Origin of the sequence: Flavobacterium weaverense (genome assembly GCF_003688495.1) — a bacterium.
Lineage (GTDB): Bacteria > Bacteroidota > Bacteroidia > Flavobacteriales > Flavobacteriaceae > Flavobacterium > Flavobacterium weaverense.
Map to the genome: position 1 here is coordinate 806,854 of NZ_REFH01000007.1, position 17,260 is coordinate 824,113.

The following is a 17,260-nucleotide window of genomic DNA, read 5'->3' on the forward strand; positions in this document are numbered from 1 at the left end:
ATAAAAAGATTGAAACGAATAGCCCGACCACGTTGTAACGCTAGTGGAAACGTGGATGTGCCCAAATACTATTTTTTATCTACAACTGGTCTGTTTTCTCTATTTGCAAGTTCCCAAGCGGTCACAAAAGCAAATTGAGTCCTTTTAGCCAAAGCATCGTATTCAATTTTCTCTGCAGTGTCAGTGTGCTTGTGATAATCCGCGTGGACTCCGTTGAAGAAGAATACAGATGGAATTCCATTTTTTGCAAAGTTATAATGATCAGAACGCTCATAAAAATGGTTTGGATCTTTGGGGTCATTGAATTTATAATCTAAATTCATTTTAGTGTATTTTTCGTTGGCTTCTGTACAAATTGTATCCAAATCAGATGATAGACGATCTGCTCCAATAACATATACATAATTATTACTGTCAGCGTGAGCGTCATCGCGGCGGACAATCATATCAATATTGATATTTGCGATTGTATTGACTAACGGAAATAAAGGATTTTCAGAATAGTATCTCGAGCCGTGTAAGCCATGTTCTTCGCCAGTTACGTGAAGAAACAAAATAGAACGCTTCGGTCCGTGTCCTGCTTTTTTAGCCATTTGGAAAGCTTGTGCGATTTCTAATAATGCAACTGTTCCTGAACCGTCATCATCTGCACCGTTATAAATTTTTCCTTTTTTAGTTCCTACGTGATCATAGTGAGCTGAGATTACAAGAACTTCATTTGGTTTTTCTAAACCTTCAATATACGCCCAGATATTCTCTGAATCTGGCAAATTCTCATTGCGTTTTGCATTAAGGAATGCAGCAGGAATATGTTGGTAAAAATTAGTAGCTGCAGCAGGGAAGGAAATACCATCTTTCTTGTATTGATCGATAAGATATACACCAGCTTTTTTCTGGCCTTCAGAACCTGTTTCGCGACCTTCCATTTCGTCTGACGCAACGATATACAAATGTGTTTTAAGCTCGTCAGCTGTAATCGAATTCATGTATTTGGTCGGTTCTACTTGAGTAACACTGCTTTTTTGAGAGGTGCAGCTAAATGTTATAATAGCGAACAGACTTAATAAAGGGATTTTTTTCATTTTTTGGATATAAATAATAAATTGATAAATGGCAAAGGGTAAAAATAGGAATAAATATAATTAAAACGCTTTACTGCTATTTAAATTTTGTTATTCGTAACACATTATGAGATTGATTTATTTTTCATTTTACTTTTTAAACCTTTCTGATAATTTTATTTTTAATTTTTAGCACAAAAAAGAAGGCAGCATAAATTGTACTATTTTATTAATTAAGATCATTTAATTAATAAAAACAACAAATTTATACTGCCTTAAAAAAAAGGGTATTTACAATCTTATTTCAAAACATCTTTTAAGAAAGTTTTCATGCGCTCCCAAGATCTTTTGTCTGCTTTTTCATTGTAAGCCGCTCCAGAAGATTTATCGTTTCCAACTTCTACTTCTGTAAAAGCGTGAACCGCGTCAGCGTAGTAAATCATTTCCCAGTCTGCTTTTGTATCTCTCATTTCTTGTTGGAAAGCAGAAATTTCAGCTGCAGGAACGTAAGGATCATCTGCACCATGTAACACTAAAACTCTAGTTTTTATCGGCGTGGTCGTTCTTGCTGAATCGCGTCCTAAACCTCCGTGAAATGAAACAACTCCTTGCGCCTTCATTCCTGTTCTAGCAACTTCAAGTACTCCTGTACCACCAAAACAATATCCAATTACGACAATATTATCAGCATTTGCACCAGCTTTTACTAACTGATTTAAAGCTAGCTGAATTCTTCTTTGATAATCCGCGATATTATTTTTGTAAAAACCAGACATTTTCCCCGCTTCTTGTGTATTAGTGGGATAATTACCTTCTCCGTAAATATCAGCAACAAATGCGTAGTAACCCAATTTTGAAAGTTTTTCAGCAGATCTTTTTGAATGAGCGTCAATTCCTTTCCAAGCAGGTAAGATCAATATTCCAGGCTTCGTCATACTACCTTTTATAGGAGCAATAGATAAACCGTTTAGTTTTTGGTCTCCATCAGTGTATTTTACTGTTTTCAGCTGTGCGAATGACGATGCAGAAAACAACAATAAACCTAATAATGTAAATAAGGTGTTTTTCATATTTTGTGTTTTTTTTATTTTTTACTAAATTCTGAATTTATGTTATCTAGGCAAGCAGACTTTTATTTTTTTATTTTATGACTGTATTTTTAAATCTTATAGTTGAAGCTTTTATTCGCCTGGATGATACGTTCGTTCTGCTTTTTTTTGTACATCTTCTTTGTAAAATAAGACATCTTTAAATTTTCCTTCGCGATACATCTCCGCTTGATCATAAAAATGTTTTGATTTTGGATCGCCGCTATTTCCTCCGGCTAACAGTGATTTAGCTTTTATTTTGGCACCAAATTCGACCGCGCACACAAAACTATTTCCGTTAAATCCGTATCGTTTTTTGGTTTCTTTTTGATAACTGCTTTTGTAAGCTGGCAAGCTTCCCCATAACGCTGGGCCATATCCAATGGGTAAACTTTCTTTAGCATCGTCATAAACTAAATCAATAGCTCCTGAAGTTCTTTGGAATCGATTGATATCGCCCCAAGGAATTTGCCACTTTCCGAATTTCACTTTCAATTCATTTAGAACTAATTGTAACTGCGGTATCATTTGCTCTGGTTTTACATTTTTTGCAAATGCACGAGTATTTTCTACTTGATCTAATTCTCCTTCATCAGTATAGACTTTTTGGATTATTGGATCTAATTTATAAGCCCATTCTACAGCTATCGTTGTAGCAACAGAATTTTTATTAGCATAATAATCCCACTTTCTTAATATATCGATTGCTTCAGCTGTTTCAGAGTATGCTTTATCATTCTTATTTACGTTCTTTTCGAAAGAAGAAAGAAGAGCAGGAATTAGAAATTCGAAAGCAGTCAACTTAGTGTCGTAACCATCAGCAATTACTTTGTCCAAAGTGTAGTCTGTTCCTTTACTTAAAAGTCTAACAGCATTCAAACCTCTAAAACTTTCGCCATCAGGCGCCATGTAAGGTAAATAATTTTCTTTTTTCGGACTATTTTCTCCTGCAACGGAATAAGGTGTAGAATTACAATTTTGTAACCAGCCATTAGTAGGATTGTAAGAATGAACTGTTTCTGAAACCTCATGTAAACCTTTCCACTGTGTTGCCGAAGTACTTCCATCCATTACTTTTGACCAGTTAAACTTTTTATCTCTGATAGGAACAAAATTTCCATGCCAATATGCAATATTACCTTCTTTGTCTGCGTAAACAGTATTATTAGAAGTGTTAGCTTTTAGATCCATCGCTTTTTTGTAATCCTCAAATCCTTTAGATTTTGTTCGAATCCAACTTTGCTCTAAACTTTTCATTGAGCGATTATTAGATTTTAAACTAATCCACTTACCATCTCTTTTAGCCATTATCGGACCGTGGTTTGTGTAATAGGTTTTAAAAGTTTTAGGAATCAGTTTTCCGTTTTTAAGATATTTGATGGTGATCATTTTTTCAATTACAGGCACTAATTTACCATCGTACTCGTAAAACAATTTTTTGTTTTTGGTTACAATTTTCTCTGCGTACACATCTGCTACATCAACATTTGATGAGGTATGCATCCAACCGCAACTTTCATTAAAGCCTTGATAGATAAAAAACTGCCCCCAAGTTACCGCTCCGTATGCATTCAATCCTTCTTCACTGCTCATTTGTATCTCTGGGCGGAAATAAAAAGTAGTGTGTGGATTGATATATAATATAGCATTTCCAGAAGCTGTTTTTGAAGGTGCTATTGCAAATCCATTAGAGCCCGTTTGCACATCTTTTTCTCTTTCTATGTATGCTACTTTATCATTGTTTCCAGAGTAGAATGCTTTTAATTCACCAGTTGAAAGATTAGCGGTGCTTATTGCACCTATACTTCCATCAGTCCATAATAATGGAAACCATGGCTCAAAATGAGTGAGTAATGCAGGTTTTACTTCAGGATGCTTGTGCAAGTAAAAGTTTATTCCATCTGCATAACTTTTTAATAATTTTTTCAACCAAGGTGCTGCTTTTTTGTAGTCCGTTTTTGCTTCTTCAGTGTCAATTAGAAGTTTTATTTCTAAGTCGTTATACAACACGGCTTGTCCTTTTATTTCTGCAAGACGACCTAGCTTCTCAATATAATTCATTTCAACGCGCTTGAAATCATCTTCGCACTGTGCGTAAAGCATGCCAAAGACGGCATCGGCATCTGTTTTTCCATATACGTGTGCGATTCCCCAATTATCTCGAATGATAGTTACACTCTTCGCAAGATTTTCTAATCTTTTGATTTCAGCGTTATTTGCTTTTTGCGAAAAGGCAGAAAAACTAATGCTGATAATTAAAAGTAGTACGGTAAAATGGTTCTTGAGATACTTCATATTATTTGATTTTAAATTTTTGACCTTCAAAATAGATTGCCATTTCTAGGTTTTTTATGCTAACTAAATTGTTTTTTCGAGATTTTATAATTCCTTTTGGTTTTTTAACCACAATTACTTCACTTTCACCAGCAATTTCGATTTCTTTATTTCGAACAATCAAGGCAGTACTTTCATCAATACCAATTCCTATATGATCTGGAAACTCAACTAGTGCAGAAATTAATCGATTGTACCTACTTCTTTTCATAAAATGTTGATCGATAATTACATTTTTTATTAATCCTAAACCAACAGTAGTTTCAAGATTGTCGTATCTTATATTGTCGAAAGTTTCGGAGTACTTAGTCTGTAATTTTTGATTTCCCGTAATCATGTGTTGGCACATTACTGCAGCGCCCGCACTTGTACCTGCAATTGTACTTCCATTTTCGTATGCTTTGTGAATCGCAGTGTAAACGGAAGTGTTTTTTACTACATCCATAAAGCGAGTTTGATCGCCTCCACTAATAAATATAAGTTTTGCATTTTGCAAAGAATCATTTAGAACCTTATTATTTACCATCGTTTTATCATAATTCATCATGATAATTGGATTTGGAGTCAGCTTTTTAAACTGAGATTTAAAATAGTTGAAAGATTCAATAGGTTCTCCGCTTGACATAGGTAAAACGACAATGTAATCCTTTGTTGTTAGCTCAGCTACGCTAATTAACTGTGTCATCAGCGCATCAGATCGATCTCCGCCACCAATTATAAATAGCTTTCCTTTTGGATTTTGCGCTTGTGAGCTTGCGCAAAAAAACAAAATGAAAATTGTAATAATTCTTTTATAGTCGAGAATGGAACATGATGATTTTTTCATTACTTGGTTTTTGGCTTGGTTAATAGAATTATAATACTTTTTTAAAGTGACACATTTCGCTTAAATGCACAACCTAATTCCATAATTGAATCTGTTTTTGCAATTCCAGGAATGTTATCAATCTTTTCATAGAGAATTTTACGCATGTGCTCATGGTTCTTCGCTATTATTTTTATGTACAAAGTGAAGGAACCTGTTATAAAATAACATTCTGTGATTTCTGGAATCTTTTTTAATTCTTCGATTATTCGCCCAGAGTCTTGATCTTTATTTAAAGTTAAACCTGTAAATGAACCCCAATCGTAACCTACTTTTTTTTCATCGATAACAGGCTTGATTCCTTTTAAAATTCCTTGTTCTGTCAATTTATTTATACGCTGATGAACCATCGTGTTTGATATTTTCAAATTGGTTGCAATCGCGGAATAAGCCATTCTTCCGTCTTTTTCTAATTCTTTGATTATATTGATATCGAATTCGTCTAATTGATCCATATTTTTTTGAATATTTTAAGCTTTAGCGTAGCTATAAATGTACATATAATATTTATTTTTGAGCACATCTTTAATTGAAATTAAATAATTTGAAATGACTTATTTAAAGCCTAATTAAAATAAATCCTTTTAAAATATTTCTATTTTAAAGTCAAAAAGTATAATTTAATTGGCTTTTTAAAAAATAGTAGTAGTTTTGCATCTTATTACTTTAAATCACAAACAACATGACACACACAGACCAAAAACTTTCTTCAAAATCTGAAGCGTTGATAGCAAAAGAGAACCAACATGGTGCTCACAATTACCATCCTTTACCTGTAGTTTTAGAAAGAGGTGAAGGTGTATTTGTGTGGGATGTAGATGGTAAAAAATACTATGATTTTTTATCAGCCTACTCTGCGGTTAATCAAGGACACTGTCATCCAAAAATTGTAGGTGCGATGGTAAAACAAGCGCAGACTTTGACATTGACTTCTCGTGCTTTTCATAACGATCAATTAGGACCGTATGAAGAATATGTGACTGACTACTTTAACTTTGATAAAGTTTTACCAATGAATACTGGTGCTGAAGCAGTGGAAACAGCATTAAAGATTTGTAGAAAATGGGCTTACGAAGTAAAAGGAATTTCTGAAAATCAGGCGCAAATTATTGTTTGTGAAAATAATTTCCATGGTAGAACAACGACTATTATTTCATTTTCGAATGACGAAAGTGCTCGTAAAAACTTTGGACCATTTACGGCTGGTTTTATCAAAATTCCTTATGATGATGTAGATGCATTAGCAGAAGTATTGAAAAATTCAAAAAATATAGCAGGCTTTTTAGTAGAGCCTATTCAAGGTGAAGCGGGCGTTTACGTTCCTGCTGAAGGATATTTAGCTAGAGCCAAAGCATTATGTGAAGAGCATAACGTTTTATTTATTGCTGACGAAGTACAAACAGGAATCGCTCGTACAGGAAGATTATTGGCAACTTGTGGCAATTGTGACTGTAATAACGGTTGCGAAAATAAACCAGAAGTAAAACCAGATATCCTAATTTTAGGAAAAGCAATTTCTGGCGGTGTTTATCCAGTTTCTGCAGTTTTAGCAAATAATGCTATTATGAATGTAATAAAACCAGGTCAACACGGATCTACTTTTGGAGGAAACCCAGTTGCTGCAGCGGTTGCAATTGCTGCCCTTGAGGTAGTAAAAGAAGAAAATTTAGCTAAAAATGCGCAGCATTTAGGAGAAGTTTTGAGAAAAGGATTAAATGAAATCGCTTCTAGAAATTCTCTAATTACACTTGTAAGAGGGAAAGGGCTTTTAAACGCAATTGTTGTAAACTGCGATGAGGAATCTGATTTAGCTTGGAATATTTGCATGAAATTTAGTGAATACGGATTATTGGCTAAGCCAACGCATGGTAATAAAATTAGATTTGCGCCACCATTAGTAATTACTGAGGAGCAAATTCACGAATGTTTAGCTATTATCGAAAGAGCGCTTAACGATTTTAAATAATTTAAAAGCGAGGAATGAATAAAGTTATAAAATTAATTAAAAACCGGTCAGATATTGGTGCCGGAACGCGAGGTTCTGATTTGGGAATTGATGCGATCGAAGTTGCAGCAATAAATCAGAATAGTAATTATTTTAACAGTTTTGAATTTGAAGATGTAAAAACACATAACGAATCCATTTATAATAGGAATAAAAGTTCTTTTGCTAAAAGGATTGAGCATGTTTTAGAACAATGTACGAGAGTTAGTTCATCGGTGAAAGAAAATCTAGAATCCAATTATTTTCCTATTGTTTTATCTGGGGATCACTCTTCTGCTTTAGGAACCATAAGCGGAATTAAAGCTGCTTATCCTGATAAAAACATAGGTGTTTTTTGGATTGATGCCCACGCAGATTTACATTCGCCATATACATCGCCATCTGGAAATATTCATGGTATGCCAATTGCAGCAGCGCTGGCAGAGGATAATTTAAGCTCTAGAAATACCAATGACGTAACTTCGGAAACGAAGCAACATTGGGACAATATGAAAAATATTGGTCTTAAAGGCCCAAAAATTAAACCAGAAAATTTAATCTATTTTGGTGTTCGAGATACTGAAGAAGAGGAGGATAGGCAAATTGAAAAACTCCAAATTAAAAATTATAGAGTTGAGGAAGTACGTTATAGAGGATTGGAAAAATGTGTTGATGAAGCATTAGCTCAACTTTCACATTGTGAAATTATTTATATCTCTTTTGATGTTGACTCGATGGACTGCGACACGATTTCTTATGGAACAGGTACGCCGGTTCCAAAAGGGTTTGATCAACACGAGATTATAGCTATTATCAACCAAATTATTGAAAATAAGAAAGTTGTCTGTATAGAATTTGTAGAAGTTAATCCGCTTTTAGACACAAAAGGAAATAAAATGGCTGAAACTGCTTTTGAAGTATTGGAAGCAATTACCGTTACATTACAGTCAATAGAGAACTAATTATCTCTTTTTAAAAAGTTAGCTTTTCTACATAAATAACCCCTTAAATCCACTATAAAATCAAAATTTGATTAGTGTTTTTAAGGGGTATTTTATTTAATTAGCTACTATTTTAAATAATCTTTTTGCTAAAAAAAATACTATCTAATAACCTGGATTTTGAACTAATTTTTTGTTTACATCCATTTCTCTTAATGGAATAGGTAGCACTAGATTATTTGCGTCATAAGCCAACGATCCTATATTTTGCTTTAATCTTTTAGCATCAAACAAAGCAAAACCTTCAAATGATAATTCTCTTTTTCTTTCCATTAGAATTGTTGCTAAAGTAACACTACCAAATGATGAGGCGCCTGATCTTGCACGCAATATATTAACATCATCTACTGGTGAAATACCAACTTGAGTCGCTCCTCTAAAATTAGATTCTGCGCGAATTAAATACATTTCGGCTAAGCGTAAAAATGGAATGTTTCCATACTGATTCTTCCACTTGGTCGTACATATATTATCTGCTTCGTAAAAGAAATTATTTCTTTGGTCATCAGCATCGTCATAAATGTCGAAATGTTGATCTTCAATGCTAATATCAGGATTTCCAGAACGTCCTCCAAAATCAGCACCGGCCCAAAACACATTGAAGTCATTAGCACTTGCATCTTGGCTGCTAACTTGCCAAGCTAACAAATCTTCGGTTGAATTTTCTGAATTATTGAAAGTCTTTGCGTAAGTACTTGCTAACGATGCACCGCTATTATTAATGGCAATATTAGCCATTGCTAGTGCATTAACATAATCACCTTTTTGCAAATAAACTCTAGCAAGTAAAGCTGCTGCACTATATTTTGTTGCATAAACACCATTTGAAGCTGGTAACAGCGTGTAAGCATCTTTCAGGTCAATTATTACTTGCTTGTAAACTTCTTCTACGGTATTTCGCGCTGGAAAAGTGATTTTTGTAGGGTCTAAATTTGGCTCTAAAATGATAGGAACGCCAAGCTGATTATTTACTGCTCCAGCTACGAAAGGCTTAGCAAATAAACGAGCTAAATCAAAATAAACTAATCCTCTAAGAAACTGCGCTTCTCCTTTAGCTTGATTTTTATCGTTTGCATCTGTAAAAACAGCTAGATTGTCTAACACAATATTAGTTTGATTACTAATTTTATAAGCTCTCAACCATAAGCTTTCGACAAAACTATTGTCTGTTAGTATCTCTTTCTCATCGTATTGGTTAGGTTGAACGTATGTCCCATCCCAATAAAGATCTCCGTCGTTTGCAATTAATTCAGATACTAGAGCAATTCCGCCACCGTATAATGCACTTGATCGCGCATCGCCATAAGCATTGTTTAATATTTTCTGAAGGTTTGACGGTGTACTAATTGCGATCTCCGTTGGGATTGATTGTTCCGGTTTAATTGTTAAGTTGTCGTCACACGCAGTAAAAGACAACATTACAACTATTGCTATGATTATTCTATAGTTATATATTTTCATATCTGATTTTATTAAAGGTCAATGTTTAATCCAATAATTATCGTTTTTGCAGGAGGTGCTGAATAAAATGCGATTCCTTTTTGAATATTTGAATCTCCATTATTGTCGTATGATGATTCTGGATCGTATCCTTGATAATTTGTAAAGGTTAATAAATTCAATCCCGTCATATAAATGCGAAGTCTATCTACAGATATTTTTTGAGTAACTGTTTTAGGCAATGTATATCCAAATGATAGATTTCTCAAACGAACAAAATCAGTTTTTTCTAAATAACGAGTAGAAGCTTGCTCACCATTACTGCGACCCCATCTTGCCTGCGGAACGCTTGTGATATCTCCTGGTTTTTGCCATCTGTTCATTTGATCTGACGTTTGGTTGTCTTTATATCTAGCATTACTAGATTGAAATTTTCCAGCTTCATTGTATATAGACGCTCCCCATTCTCCTTGGAAGGTAAAGGAAAAATCAAAATTATTAAATGCTACAGTATTGGTCATTCCAGCCATTAATGTTGGATAAGGATTTCCGGCAATAATTCTTTGTGCATCACTATACGTTTTTGTGGTTGCTTTGTCTAAAGTTCCGTCGGCAAGTAAAGTGTTTTTGTAAAATAACGCATTCCCATTTGCTGGATCAACTCCTGCATATTCTACTACGTAAAAGGAAGAAATAGTTTCACCAACTCTTACTATATTTTGTCCTGCAACAATATCGCCACCGGGCAATTCTGTTACTTTATTATCTAATGTAGCTAGATTTAATGAGGTTTTCCAAGTCAATTTATCATTTTTGAAATTTGTAGTATTTAGTACAAATTCAAAACCTTTGTTAGTCAATGAGCCTACATTGCGAGTTAAAGAGCTCCATCCTGATGTACCAGGTAATGGTTCGTTTAATAAAAGATCATTTGTTTTTTTTACATAGTAATCAATTTCGCCGCTTACCCTATTATTTAAAAAACCAAAATCAATTCCTACGTCAACTTGGTTTGTTTTTTCCCATTTTAAATCTTGGTTAACTAATTGAGAAGGATTTATCGCTGATTGCTTATTATAAGAGGATCCACTAAATAATCCTAAACTAGCAAAATTTCCAATTCCAGCATTTCCTGTTACTCCATAACTAGCTCTTAATTTTAATAAATTAATAGCACTACTTTCTTTTAAAAAATCTTCTTGTGATATTATCCAACCTACAGAAGCTGCGGGAAATATACCGTAACGATTTGAAGCCCCAAATCGAGAAGAACCATCATAACGTAAGCTTCCTTTTAAAAGATATTTATCCATAATAGAAACTGTTGCTCTTCCAAAATAAGAAAGGAAATTGTACTTGGTTCTACTAGAAGTTCCAGCTGTTATTTCAGATGCACTTTCCACCGTTTGTAAGTCGTCTGATGGAAAACCTGTACCAGCAACATATTGTCTTTTTCTTGCACTTTCTTCAAAACTCATTCCGCCTACTACTTCTAAATTGTAGTTCTCATTGAATTTTGTAGAATACGTCAAATAATTATTTATACTGTATTTGTCAGATTGAATAGCATTTGCATCAGCATAACCATTAGTTGAAGCAGATTCCGTTAAACTACCAGCAAAATATTCCTCCGTTTGATTATTATTATCGTAACCTAATTCTGTTCTAAAACTTAGTTCCGGTATAATTTTAAATTCTGCATAAGAATTCATCAATGTTCTAAAAATATTGGCATCCCAATTTCCATTAAATTGCTGCATTAGGAAATTGTAGTACAATGTAGTATCGTTATTTGGAGTTACACCATCGTTAAGATAGGCTGGCGCCAAGGGAGTCTGAGCAACCGCCTGTAGCGGTGTTGCAAAAGAATTATCAGATCCTATTCTTGTAATATTTGTTTTGCTCAAACTAGTATTTAAACCAACTCTGAATTTATCAGAAATTTTATGGTCTAAATTTCCTCTGTAAGAATACCGATCTAAATTGTTTCCTCTTACAATTCCTTCAGTATTATTGTAACCACCAGAAAGAAAGAATAAAGTTTTACTGTCTCCACCAGAAATTGAAAACGTATGGTCTTGAACAGCTCCTTTAACTAATGCTAAATCTTGCCAGTCAGTATCAACTTCGCCCGTTCTCCAATCTTTTCCATTAGCATAACCATCAAAAACTCCGCCTGGCTCTGTCAACCACAAATCGGCAGCACCATATCGGTATGCAGATGCTTCGGTAAATAATTCAGCATATTGTGCAGCGTTTAACCAACTCACCTTGTGCGTTGCTTCGCTCCATCCTGCAGAAGTATTTAATGAAATTTTTGTCTTACCTGATTTTCCTTGTTTTGTAGTGATAAGTACAACCCCGTTAGTTCCTCTAGCACCATATATAGCAGCAGATGAAGCATCCTTAAGAATTTCAACAGATTCAATGTCATTAGGATTTAAGGAAATTAATGGATTAATAGGTGCCGATGAACCACTTTCATTATCATTTATTAATGGCATACCGTCTAGAACGTATAAAGGCTCTTGAGAAGAGGAGATGCTAGAAACACCGCGGACTCTCAATTTTACACCACCTTCTACTTTTCCATTGATTTGTGTGATTTGGACACCAGCTAATTTACCTACCATGGCATTTTGAAAATTGGAAACGGGTACGTTTTCCATGTCCTTAGCCGTTACACGAGCAATGTTATCCGTTAATTTTTTCTTGCTTTGTGTACCAAAACCTACGACAAAAACGGTCTCAAGTTCGTTCGATGAATCACCCAGCTTTATTAGCATGGAAGGTGCAGCAGAAATTTCCACAGTTTTCATACCCACAAAACTTACAATAAGAATTTGGCCCTTTTTTGCTGTTATTACAAAATTGCCATCAAAGTCAGCTTGGGCGCTCACTTTCGACTCCTTCACAACAATATTTGCACCTGGAATAGGAAGTCCACTCATATCAGTGACTTTACCTGAAAATCTACTTTCTTGGGCAAAAGTTAGTTGCACCAAAAGCACAGCTAAAATGCTCAAAAAATATTTAAATTTAATTCTCATTTTTGGTATATTTAAGATTAGTTCCCTCAAATATCCAAATAAATTGTTAAATAAAAATAGTTTTACGTTAAAATTGTTAAATAAATATGTTTTACCTTAAATTTTTATTTAATAGTCAAAATTAGTTAAGAAAACTGACATTCATCATTATGTTTTCTCTATTAGAACATTTAGTTCTCAAGACATTAAGCAATTAATAATAGTCAATAATGAAAATTTAAATGGGGACAATCAATATTGTAATGAATTTTAAATTGGTTTGGCGTGAGTGTTGCAGAAAAACAAAAATAGTAGTGGAATTGGACTTTAGAAAATTGAGTGCAGACTGAAATTATGGATTAACATTTTTATGATTGTGCTAACTTTGAATTCTGCTAAAATATATGGAAATGAATCGTTTAAATAATGGTTTGAACAACTGCTAATTAACTTCTAATTTGTAAAGCTTTTTCTTTAACCAAAAAGCAACTTTTACTAATAGTATTAATGCAGGAACTTCAACTAGCGGACCAATCACTCCCGCAAACGCTTGACCACTATTGATTCCGAAAACTCCAATAGAAACAGCAATAGCGAGTTCAAAATTATTTCCTGAGGCAGTAAATGAAAGTGCGACTGCGTCTCTATAATTCGCGCCTATTTTTTTCGAAATAAAGAACATCACGAAAAACATTATCGTAAAAAATAAAAGTAAAGGTAGAGCAACTCGTATAACGTCAAATGGTAATTCGACAATCATTTCTCCTTTTAAACTGAACATTAGTATGATTGTAAATAGCAACGCGATGAGTGTAATAGGGGACACGAATGGAATAAATTTTTGAGCAAACCATTTTTCACCCATGTACTTTTTTATAGTGAATCGACTGACCACAGCCAATAGAAATGGAATTCCTAGATAAATCGCAACTGTTGTTGCGATCTGTGTCACAGTTATATTCAAGGCAAGACCTTTAATTCCAAAAAGCGGTAACATTATTTCAAGATAAAAGTAGGCGTAGAGCCCAAAAAAGAATACTTGGAGCAAACTGTTGATGCCAATTAGTCCAGCTGCCAATTCTCTGTTTCCTTCTGCTAATTCATTCCACACGATAACCATTGCAATACAGGGCGCTATTCCTATTATAATTAATCCTGTTAAATATTCTGGATAATCTTTTAAAAAGACTGTGGCTAACGAAAACATCAGAAAAGGACCAAATATCCAAGTTACCAAAAAAGATGCGGTGAGTAATTTTGGCTTTTCAAAAATTAGAGAGATTTTAGAAAAATCAATTTTAGTCAAAGGCGGATACATCATTAGTATTAAGCCAATTGCTAATGGTATATTAGTTGTTCCATTTGAGAATGAACTTATAAATGTACTACTTGATGGAATAAAATATCCTATTGAAACTCCTAAAGACATTGCTAGAAAAATCCATAGTGCTAAATGTCTGTCTAAAAACTTTAATCTTTTATTACTTGATGCCATTCTTTAATTTTTGTGCTTGAAAGTGCCTATCATTTTTTAATTTCTTAGTTCATAGTAGCGGATAATAGAAGCGATTGAATCATGACAAATAGCTTTTCACGATATGCTGATAGTGGGAAGTAAAAAGGAATTAACATGTACTGAGTCAATTAAACTTATTATGATTAATTATAATTTAAAACTAGCAACAACCTCCGCCTGGCGTGCAACTATTAGCTTCCTTTGAAATTTCAGAAAATTGGATTTTATTTTTAGTTTTCGGTATACCACATTGATCTTCGGCTAGACAAGCGGTTTTTTTATTAATTAGTGTAAAATCTTTACCATTAAAATCCAAGTCGTATTTTCCAATAGTTTCTGTTTGATATTCGACTTCAATTTCGTAATCTTCAATTCCTAGTGTTTTTTCTGAAAGAGTAATAATAGATAAAAGTTTATTAGGTTTTAAGCGATGCTCATAATCATTAGCATCCCACAATTGAAAGTTAACAACCTTTTCCTTCCTAACTTTTCCCCCACAGTCAATAAAATTTTTAGTAACTAGTCCTACTTCAGTGACGTGAAAGTGTTCGGGGACATAAGTTCCATTTGGTAATATAAATGCAACGTTATCTAATGTGCTCAACGTTTTCTTGATTTCTGATAGTTTCATTTTTTGATAATTTAAATTAACAACATTGCTTTTTTTGACTTTCTAGATGCGAACTCACTATTTCTAAAAATCCTTTTATTTTATTAAAACCCTGCTCATTCAAGCAGTAACAAATTGAATTACCTTCAATAGTGCCTTTAATGAGACCCGCATTTTTTAATTCTTTTAAATGCTGAGAAATTGTAGGTTGTGCTAATGGTATTTCATCGACGATAGCGCTACAAATGCAGCTTTCTACTTTTAATAAATGTTGAATAATTGCTATCCGAGCTGGGTGAGCGATAGCCTTCAATAATGAAGCTAATTCATTTTGTAGTTCTGTAAAATGATAAGATTTAGTAACTCCCAATTTTTTTTAATTTTATATTGCAATATTACGATATAGTTTTAAAAAAATAAGTCCCTTTAAATAATTATTTAAAGGGACTTATTTTTAAACGTCTAGCTCTTGTTTCGGTATTGCATGAAATCCTGCTTGTTTAACTTTTTTCTGAATTTCCGAAATAGCGATAACATTAATAGTGAACACTGTAAATTCTCTTGGAAAAATCACATGGTCCACTGTAATGTCTTTGATGCCATTAATTTCTTGAATTGCAGCTTTTATTGCTAGTAAATCTTTATCTTCAACTGCATTAGTTCCAAAAGTTCTACCTTCAACTCCTGGAATTACATTGTCTTCTATAATGTTCATTTTATTTTTTTTTAAGGTTATGAATTTGTTTTAATACTTGAATAACGAATTTTCAATAGTTTAAAGTTACTTATTTAATTGCTAAAAATAGAATCGTTATTATTATTTTAACTCAATTTAGAGTAACTTAGTATGATACAAATCACTTAAAGTACTTAGATATGGAAGAGAATAAGAAAAATAGAGACGCAAATAAAGAGAAGCAAAATGACGGCGATGATGCATTAGATCCTATTATGTATCCGTCAAGTGAAGATATATACAATCAATTTAAAAAAGAATCAGATATAAACCCTGAAGATATTACAAAAAATAAAGTTCCAGTTGAAATTAATAGTGCTGGAGAATTTAATGAGAAAGATTTTGATTCCGATATGTCAGGATCTGACCTTGATGTTCCCGGTTCCGAACTAGATGATGCACAAGAAAAAATCGGAAGTGAGGACGAGGAGAATAATTATTACAGTATTGGTGGCGACAATCATAATGATTTAGAAGAAAACACTTCAGAGGACGATCTCAATTAATTTTTTATAGTGTAGTTTATTACTTTAGCCTTTAAATCATACTACTATTTAATTTTTTGCTTTGGGCGTTACCCTTTATAAAATAAGAGCCTGTTACCCTTTTTGGTAACAGGCTCTTTTTTATAAAGGGTCGGGCTATTCGCTTCAAGTCCTCGCAAAGTTTCGTTTCGCTTCACTTTGCTGTGGGCTATCCCCTGCTATCCCTAACGCGGACTAGAATTATAATGACGACCTTTAAACTCTCCTATATATAAAGGGTATTTAATTTATAATTATGGTTTGTGTATAATGAACTTCATTTTTGAACCTTTACATTAGTTTCGTCAAATTATTACTGAAACTCTTCCTTATATAATAGAAGGAACGCGGTTTTTAAAATTCACAGTGTAGTATAGAAAGGTTTTTTTATGCTTGACTGTAGTAGTAGACACTATTTAGGAACTGAAAATTTATTCAGCATATAAAGTAATATAGCGAAAACCGTAAATTTCTCGTAGATTTTGCAATACTATTACAGTTGCAGTAAAATATTTCACCATTCAAGTTTCACGTTTTAAGCTATTTAAATAGAACGGTACTAAATTGTTAAATAAAAGTTCGCAAAAAAGCTTGTATAACGATATAAACGTTGTAGTTTTGCACCCGCAACAGCGCAGACGTTCTTACTTAAATAATGGAAATCGAATCAAAATTAAGGCGAAAGTTTTAGAAAAAAGATTTGGCAGAAATAAAAGAAGTAATTACATTTGCCGTCCCTAACGGGTAGCAAGTTCTTAGACAGATTGAGCAGGTGGGTAAGTTGAGAGATCGAATTATCACTTGAAAAGCAGAGAAAATTTATTTTCTAAAAAACTTTTCAAAAAGCCTTGTGAGATTTAAAAAGAGGTTGTACTTTTGCACCCGCCTTGAGAGACACATTGTCTGTGTTAATTGAGACGATAAAAACAAGAAGAACACGTTCCTAGACATATTGAATTGACAGCCGTTCTAACAGCGATGTTAGAACAAAAGAATAAGAGTAATAGAATCGAGAGATTTGAAAAAACCGATAGAATTGGAGTCGCATAATAACTAGTTTAGATTTTATTTA

14 protein-coding genes are annotated in these 17,260 nt (G+C 33.5%); 3 read left to right on the forward strand and 11 right to left on the reverse strand.

Annotated elements, in window-relative coordinates; all coding sequences use genetic code 11:
• Positions 1–68: 68 nt before the first annotated feature.
• The 5 genes from BC961_RS03615 to BC961_RS03635 all read right to left on the reverse strand — a co-directional run bounded on the left by BC961_RS03615 (position 69) and on the right by BC961_RS03635 (position 5,803).
• Entirely contained in the window at positions 69–1,082 is a 1,014-nt protein-coding gene (locus tag BC961_RS03615; RefSeq protein ID WP_121924472.1) for a M28 family metallopeptidase, read from the reverse strand.
• A gap of 278 nt (positions 1,083–1,360) precedes the next feature.
• Positions 1,361–2,131 (reverse strand): dienelactone hydrolase family protein, encoded by a 771-nt coding sequence (locus BC961_RS03620; RefSeq protein WP_121924473.1) that lies wholly within the window; start codon positions 2,129–2,131, stop codon positions 1,361–1,363.
• Positions 2,132–2,242: 111 nt separating this feature from the next.
• Positions 2,243–4,444, reverse strand: coding sequence for a penicillin acylase family protein (locus BC961_RS03625; RefSeq protein ID WP_121924521.1), 2,202 nt, complete (start codon positions 4,442–4,444; stop codon positions 2,243–2,245).
• 1 nt (position 4,445) lies between these two features.
• Positions 4,446–5,309, reverse strand: a complete 864-nt coding sequence (locus BC961_RS03630) for a cyanophycinase (protein ID WP_121924474.1) — start codon at positions 5,307–5,309, stop codon at positions 4,446–4,448.
• Between the two features lie 41 nt (positions 5,310–5,350).
• Positions 5,351–5,803, reverse strand: coding sequence for an Lrp/AsnC family transcriptional regulator (locus BC961_RS03635; RefSeq protein WP_121924475.1), 453 nt, complete (start codon positions 5,801–5,803; stop codon positions 5,351–5,353).
• 227 nt (positions 5,804–6,030) lie between these two features.
• Between BC961_RS03635 and rocD the strand changes: the two genes are divergently transcribed.
• Positions 6,031–7,314 carry an ornithine--oxo-acid transaminase gene (gene rocD / locus BC961_RS03640; RefSeq protein ID WP_121924476.1) on the forward strand — a complete coding sequence of 428 codons (1,284 nt, stop codon included), beginning with the start codon at positions 6,031–6,033 and terminating at the stop codon, positions 7,312–7,314.
• 14 nt (positions 7,315–7,328) lie between these two features.
• The gene (gene rocF / locus BC961_RS03645; protein WP_121924477.1) at positions 7,329–8,294 is read left to right on the forward strand and encodes an arginase; all 966 of its coding nucleotides are present in this window, start codon (positions 7,329–7,331) and stop codon (positions 8,292–8,294) included.
• A 144-nt stretch (positions 8,295–8,438) separates the two neighbouring features.
• On the opposite strand, the gene BC961_RS03650 is transcribed toward rocF, so the two are convergent.
• From BC961_RS03650 to BC961_RS03675, 6 genes are all read right to left on the reverse strand, one after another.
• On the reverse strand, positions 8,439–9,794 hold the full coding sequence (locus BC961_RS03650) for a RagB/SusD family nutrient uptake outer membrane protein (RefSeq protein WP_121924478.1): 1,356 nt from the start codon (positions 9,792–9,794) through the stop codon (positions 8,439–8,441).
• An 11-nt stretch (positions 9,795–9,805) separates the two neighbouring features.
• A complete protein-coding gene (locus BC961_RS03655) occupies positions 9,806–12,823 on the reverse strand; it encodes a SusC/RagA family TonB-linked outer membrane protein (protein ID WP_121924479.1) in 3,018 nt (1,005 codons plus the stop codon).
• A gap of 421 nt (positions 12,824–13,244) precedes the next feature.
• Positions 13,245–14,297, reverse strand: a complete 1,053-nt coding sequence (arsB, locus tag BC961_RS03660; protein WP_121924480.1) for an ACR3 family arsenite efflux transporter — start codon at positions 14,295–14,297, stop codon at positions 13,245–13,247.
• A gap of 181 nt (positions 14,298–14,478) precedes the next feature.
• Positions 14,479–14,949: a DUF6428 family protein gene (locus BC961_RS03665; protein WP_121924481.1), complete on the reverse strand. Its 471-nt coding sequence runs from the start codon at positions 14,947–14,949 to the stop codon at positions 14,479–14,481.
• A gap of 16 nt (positions 14,950–14,965) precedes the next feature.
• The gene (locus BC961_RS03670) at positions 14,966–15,298 is read right to left on the reverse strand and encodes an ArsR/SmtB family transcription factor (protein ID WP_121924482.1); all 333 of its coding nucleotides are present in this window, start codon (positions 15,296–15,298) and stop codon (positions 14,966–14,968) included.
• Between the two features lie 84 nt (positions 15,299–15,382).
• A complete protein-coding gene (locus BC961_RS03675; RefSeq protein WP_121924483.1) occupies positions 15,383–15,643 on the reverse strand; it encodes a heavy-metal-associated domain-containing protein in 261 nt (86 codons plus the stop codon).
• Between the two features lie 161 nt (positions 15,644–15,804).
• Between BC961_RS03675 and BC961_RS03680 the strand changes: the two genes are divergently transcribed.
• Complete coding sequence (locus BC961_RS03680; protein WP_121924484.1) at positions 15,805–16,170, forward strand: hypothetical protein; 366 nt, start codon at positions 15,805–15,807, stop codon at positions 16,168–16,170.
• Positions 16,171–17,260 lie beyond the last annotated feature (1,090 nt).

What these genes read in the sequence shown, in the direction of transcription:
- BC961_RS03615 (WP_121924472.1), bottom strand. Translation starts at nt 1,082, where the DNA reads ATGAAAAAAATCCCTTTATTAAGTCTGTTCGCTATTATAACATTTAGC.
- BC961_RS03620 (WP_121924473.1), bottom strand. Translation starts at nt 2,131, where the DNA reads ATGAAAAACACCTTATTTACATTATTAGGTTTATTGTTGTTTTCTGCA.
- BC961_RS03625 (WP_121924521.1), bottom strand. Translation starts at nt 4,444, where the DNA reads ATGAAGTATCTCAAGAACCATTTTACCGTACTACTTTTAATTATCAGC.
- BC961_RS03630 (WP_121924474.1), bottom strand. Translation starts at nt 5,309, where the DNA reads ATGAAAAAATCATCATGTTCCATTCTCGACTATAAAAGAATTATTACA.
- BC961_RS03635 (WP_121924475.1), bottom strand. Translation starts at nt 5,803, where the DNA reads ATGGATCAATTAGACGAATTCGATATCAATATAATCAAAGAATTAGAA.
- rocD (WP_121924476.1), top strand. Translation starts at nt 6,031, where the DNA reads ATGACACACACAGACCAAAAACTTTCTTCAAAATCTGAAGCGTTGATA.
- rocF (WP_121924477.1), top strand. Translation starts at nt 7,329, where the DNA reads ATGAATAAAGTTATAAAATTAATTAAAAACCGGTCAGATATTGGTGCC.
- BC961_RS03650 (WP_121924478.1), bottom strand. Translation starts at nt 9,794, where the DNA reads ATGAAAATATATAACTATAGAATAATCATAGCAATAGTTGTAATGTTG.
- BC961_RS03655 (WP_121924479.1), bottom strand. Translation starts at nt 12,823, where the DNA reads ATGAGAATTAAATTTAAATATTTTTTGAGCATTTTAGCTGTGCTTTTG.
- arsB (WP_121924480.1), bottom strand. Translation starts at nt 14,297, where the DNA reads ATGGCATCAAGTAATAAAAGATTAAAGTTTTTAGACAGACATTTAGCA.
- BC961_RS03665 (WP_121924481.1), bottom strand. Translation starts at nt 14,949, where the DNA reads ATGAAACTATCAGAAATCAAGAAAACGTTGAGCACATTAGATAACGTT.
- BC961_RS03675 (WP_121924483.1), bottom strand. Translation starts at nt 15,643, where the DNA reads ATGAACATTATAGAAGACAATGTAATTCCAGGAGTTGAAGGTAGAACT.
- BC961_RS03680 (WP_121924484.1), top strand. Translation starts at nt 15,805, where the DNA reads ATGGAAGAGAATAAGAAAAATAGAGACGCAAATAAAGAGAAGCAAAAT.